At 36.5% G+C, this 4,372-nt stretch carries 6 protein-coding genes; all 6 read left to right on the top strand.

The features are described 5' to 3' along the window. Nucleotides 1-18 precede the first annotated feature (18 nt). The gene (locus AC1DPQ_RS19200) at nucleotides 19-225 is read left to right on the top strand and encodes a S26 family signal peptidase (RefSeq protein WP_477610566.1); all 207 of its coding nucleotides are present in this window, start codon (nucleotides 19-21) and stop codon (nucleotides 223-225) included. Between the two features lie 48 nt (nucleotides 226-273). Beyond that, nucleotides 274-750 carry a hypothetical protein gene (locus AC1DPQ_RS19195; RefSeq protein WP_477610565.1) on the top strand — a complete coding sequence of 159 codons (477 nt, stop codon included), beginning with the start codon at nucleotides 274-276 and terminating at the stop codon, nucleotides 748-750. Between the two features lie 75 nt (nucleotides 751-825). Further along, nucleotides 826-2,076: a 6-bladed beta-propeller gene (locus AC1DPQ_RS19190; RefSeq protein WP_477581802.1), complete on the top strand. Its 1,251-nt coding sequence runs from the start codon at nucleotides 826-828 to the stop codon at nucleotides 2,074-2,076. Between the two features lie 5 nt (nucleotides 2,077-2,081). After that, nucleotides 2,082-2,657, top strand: coding sequence for a hypothetical protein (locus AC1DPQ_RS19185; RefSeq protein WP_477610564.1), 576 nt, complete (start codon nucleotides 2,082-2,084; stop codon nucleotides 2,655-2,657). Between the two features lie 120 nt (nucleotides 2,658-2,777). Further along, complete coding sequence (locus AC1DPQ_RS19180) at nucleotides 2,778-4,010, top strand: 6-bladed beta-propeller (protein WP_477610563.1); 1,233 nt, start codon at nucleotides 2,778-2,780, stop codon at nucleotides 4,008-4,010. A gap of 3 nt (nucleotides 4,011-4,013) precedes the next feature. Next, nucleotides 4,014-4,372, top strand: a 359-nt coding sequence (locus AC1DPQ_RS19175; RefSeq protein ID WP_477610562.1) for a carboxypeptidase regulatory-like domain-containing protein, incomplete at its 3' end; no start/stop codon positions are given.

Raw genomic sequence — 4,372 nt, 5'->3', positions numbered from 1 at the left:
GCATTATATCGCGAAGCAATAATTAAATATGAAGGCAATGGTCTGAAAATTTTAGGAAAAAAAATACTGATCAACAATTTCGTCACTGGACAGTACAGGTTCAAATTAAACTATTTTTTTGTAGCTGGAGACAATCGATATTCCTCTATAGATTCAAGATACTGGGGTTTTGTGCCGGAGACATTTATAATTGGCAAAATGTCTTTAAAACTCCCGTTTTTTTAAATGTCTTAATACCAATTAATTATATTTTAAACTAAAAATCAAATTTAAATGAAAAAACAATTTTTTAGCGCTCTAGCGCTTTCCCTTGGAGCAGCAGCGCTGTTCTTAAATGTGAACGAAGTTTCTCAAAAAGAAGCATCGAGCCTTAAAATCAGTTCTGTCCTGAAAGTCTATGCCAGGGAAGACAGCGGTAGTGAGAGTGGAGGTGAGAACGGCAGTGGTGAAAGCGCTGGCGGAAAAGGTTGGGGCTACAGTACATCTCAAATCCAATGCGCCTCGCCCCAATACGATGCAACTGTCGCAACACAGGTAAATTCTGGAAGTGGTGCCGGAGTTGAGGTACAGGCTGGTGGTATCATACCTGGTACTTCAATAACTGCTGGAGTTACAGGAACTTATTTTACCAGTGCCGGATCTACTACTATCACAACCCAAAAGTCTCCGACCACTAAAGATGTATGTGTGAGCGCCTCTTGGTATAACTACTGCGGTGGTGCTATTAGTTGTAGATACATAGCAGGCTAAGTTTTTAACAAAATATTGATATTTCACACATTAGACCTCAGATTTCAACGGAATCTGAGGTCTTTAATTCCCTATATGAATAATATAAAAGCTAACCTGTTTCTTTTTTCGGTACTAGTGATACTGACAAGTTGCAGAAACAATAAAGAGGCTATGGGTAAAACAGATAACTCAACTGTCAAAATCATTGAGTTTAATCCCCAGGGGGGAATGTCCCCAAAACCAGTTGAGCTTGAAGACGTCAGCTTTATAAAGTTAGCGGGCAATAAAAATTTCACTGTAGAAGATATCAGTGACCTGATCTTTAGTGATAAGTACATTTATGTCATAAATACCTATACTTTTTCGGTTTACGATTATCATGGCAGACAGATCAAGGAAATTGATCTTAGAAAAGAAATAAATGAAACAACAGACGGCATAACCCAAGGCAAATTTAACTACTCCACCAATAGGCTCGATCTCCTTATAGATAATGGTAAGACTTTACTTTCTTTTGATGCATTAGGTAACTTAAAGAGTTCAACAGATTTAGTCTGTCAGGTATTTAATTTTCAACCTATTTCAAACTACTATCTATTTCACAACGGATTTAATTTGTGCGGGGCACAGGAAATTCAACAGGGGTTTTCCTACCGTTTAACTTTGGCAAGTTGCCTCAATCCTAATCAGATTGAGGAAAGCTATCTAAAATTCAATTTCAACGGGCTTAAAAGTCCCAAAGCTGTTATTGGTTTACGCAACTTTAATAAAATCAATGGTAATCCGGATTCTGTGCTTATGTTTGAATCCTTTTGTGATACCATATACAGCTTTGACAAGAAAAAGCTGAGCAGTAGGTATCTCCTCAAATTTACCGGAGAAAGTGTACCCCTTTCTGAAATTGTTTCTGATATGGATATAATTGATAAATCTTCTGAAATAGCCAAACAAAAACTGACGATAATTTCTAATGTAATGGAAAACGAAAGGTATCTGAATGTGACATTCCACTATTATTCAAAAAAGATTAATATTAAACTTGTCGGATACGCCCTATATAATAAAGCCCACAATTTTGTAACCGTTCAAAGTGAAGGTAAGAACCTTGAAAGTACAATTGATGGAATACCCTTTAAATTTAATTCTAGTACCTACCCTTCATATATGGATATGAAAGGAAGGTTTGTCAATCATGTTATCCCTTCTGAGCTAAAACATGAGTTACAGGTTGAAAATCGGAACAAGAATATCAATGGGCCTGCTCATAGACTGATTGAAAAATTCGGACTCAAGGACTATTTGAATGATGAACGTCCTATTATAATGTTATATAATATAAAATAACTTTGATGATAAATTTAAAAAATTGCTTGTTTCTATCGTTGGGGCTCATGCTTGTCTCCTRCAAAGATCAAGGACAGAAATTTGATCTGGAGAGTGAAGCGTTACAGGATGCCGTATCCCAGGTTAACAAACGACTTGAATATCAGGATACACTCCTGTTCTCTACATACGCTGATGATAATAAAATGATCAACGTTCCTTTTACGGTCAAACATGAGAACACACTGGTTTTTAAGAGTTCGATCACTAACTGTGAAACGTGTTTTGATAGCGTTATGACACTTCTTATAAAGGGTGATTGGGTGGGGAAGGTAAATTTGGAGATCTGGATAGAAAATCCAAAAGTTTCGAAAATGCTGGAGTCCAAACCCTGGTATTCTAAAAATTTAAATATAGTTTTTAGACCTATTGATGGTATTTTACTTGCTACTTTAAAAAGTGAAAAGGTTAATAAGCCTTATTTCTTTGTGTTAAACAAACAACGCAGCTGCGTGTCCAACCTGTTTTTTCCAGAGCGTGAGAGCAGTACAAATACGCAGAAATATTTGGATATAATTTTAGACAAATATCCGAAATCCTAATCCACTAACTATTTTATAAGTGAAGTGCGTGGTGAGGCCTGCTATCAGTTAAAAAGCCTTTGCTTTTTTTTGAACCGAATACCTACCTTGTCCCGCTGTTTATTTCAATTGAATCGAATTATGTCTGCATCAATAATCAAGCGCATATTTGCCTTATCTGTCATCAGCCTCAACTTACTTGTCTCGGTTTTTGGACAGGGTCTCAGAGAACCTTCCAGCATTAGAATAATACCGACTAATTATGCACCCGAGATATCAGCGTCAGAGGTTTTTGAAGAGATAAACTATGTCCCGTTGGAAACAACAAAACGTAGTGTTTTTGGCGCACTGCAACAATTGATTGTGACCAAAGATCACTTCATTTTATCTGACCGCGAAACTAATTGCATTTTTGTATTCTACAAAAACGGTAAATTTTTGTCTAAAATAGTCCGCCAGCCATCCGAACGGCAGCTTTTTTGGGTAGACCAGAACAAGCAGGAGATAATATTTATGATCGGGATGAAAAGCTTTCACTATTATAGTTACAATGGGAGCAAGCTAAGAGTGGAAACTAAAAGCAAACTTGAATTCTCTGTAGATTCACATTTTTTTCAGGATGGTATTACTGCCTATTCGGCCTATATCGTAAACGAAAAATTTTTTAAAGATACTGTAAACCATGAAGTCTTGCTTGCCCGTAATGATAAAGTATACGCAAGTTTTCTTCCCTACAATATGAAGAATTCAGCTTTAACGACTGACAATCTTCCAAACCGGGAACAGGGACCCTTTTTTGCAAGTGGAAATTCCAGCTGGGTCTATTATGCCAGGCCCTATGATTACAATGTTTACAAGGTTACTACTTCCGACATGTACGAAAAATTTACTTTTGTCTTTCCATCAGAAAACAGCTTTTCAAAAGCAAATTTTAATGATCCATTATTCAAAAGGGACGCCAGACAGTATTTTAGGAGCAATCCGGATTTGATCTCAAGAATATCACACATATATCAGATTGATTCCTGCATTTCCTTTAAATTGACTACTGCTGGAAAAAAATTCGGTCCCATGTTATACAATTTAAAAAACCAAACGCTAGTTTCGTTCTTAAGTATAAATCCCGATTCGAAAAGTTATTTTATGCCTGTAAACGATAGTAAGGATGTAAGCGGTTTTGCTGATCAGGGTGCATTATATTGCGATGGCAAATATTTCTATTCTTCGGTTTCTTCTTCAGCTTTGATAGTGAGAAGAAAACAAAATATTGATAAAAACATCATGTATCCAAAAGTACTGTCTGCTTATTTTGAAAAAGCGAGTATGATGGATAATCCTGTTATTTTACAGATTAAGCCCAAGCAGAGTTTTTAGGGTATGAAATTTATCTCCCTTGGCCTATTTAGCCTATTATTTTTTTTATTTTCAAATGCCCTCGCCCAAAATCCAGAAGCGCTCAAAATAGGAGCTGCTAAAGGAACGGTAAAAGACTCTATAGAACATCATGCGCTGCGTTCGGCTACCGTCTCGGTTTATAAAAGGCAGGATTCCAGTTTGGTTGCCTATCAGTTATCAGGTATCCAAGGTGAATTCAGGTTCAATAATTTGCCTGTAAACACAGATTTAGAAGTCGTAATCAGTTTCATCGGGTACAAGCATTACAGAAGGAATTTTCTGATCGCATCCGCTTCCGATACGTTTGATTTTATGACCTTGTATTTAAGTCAGCAAAGTAT

The organism is Pedobacter sp. 01T416_2, from assembly GCF_056398925.1.
This window is presented reverse-complemented; position numbering and strand designations above follow the sequence as displayed.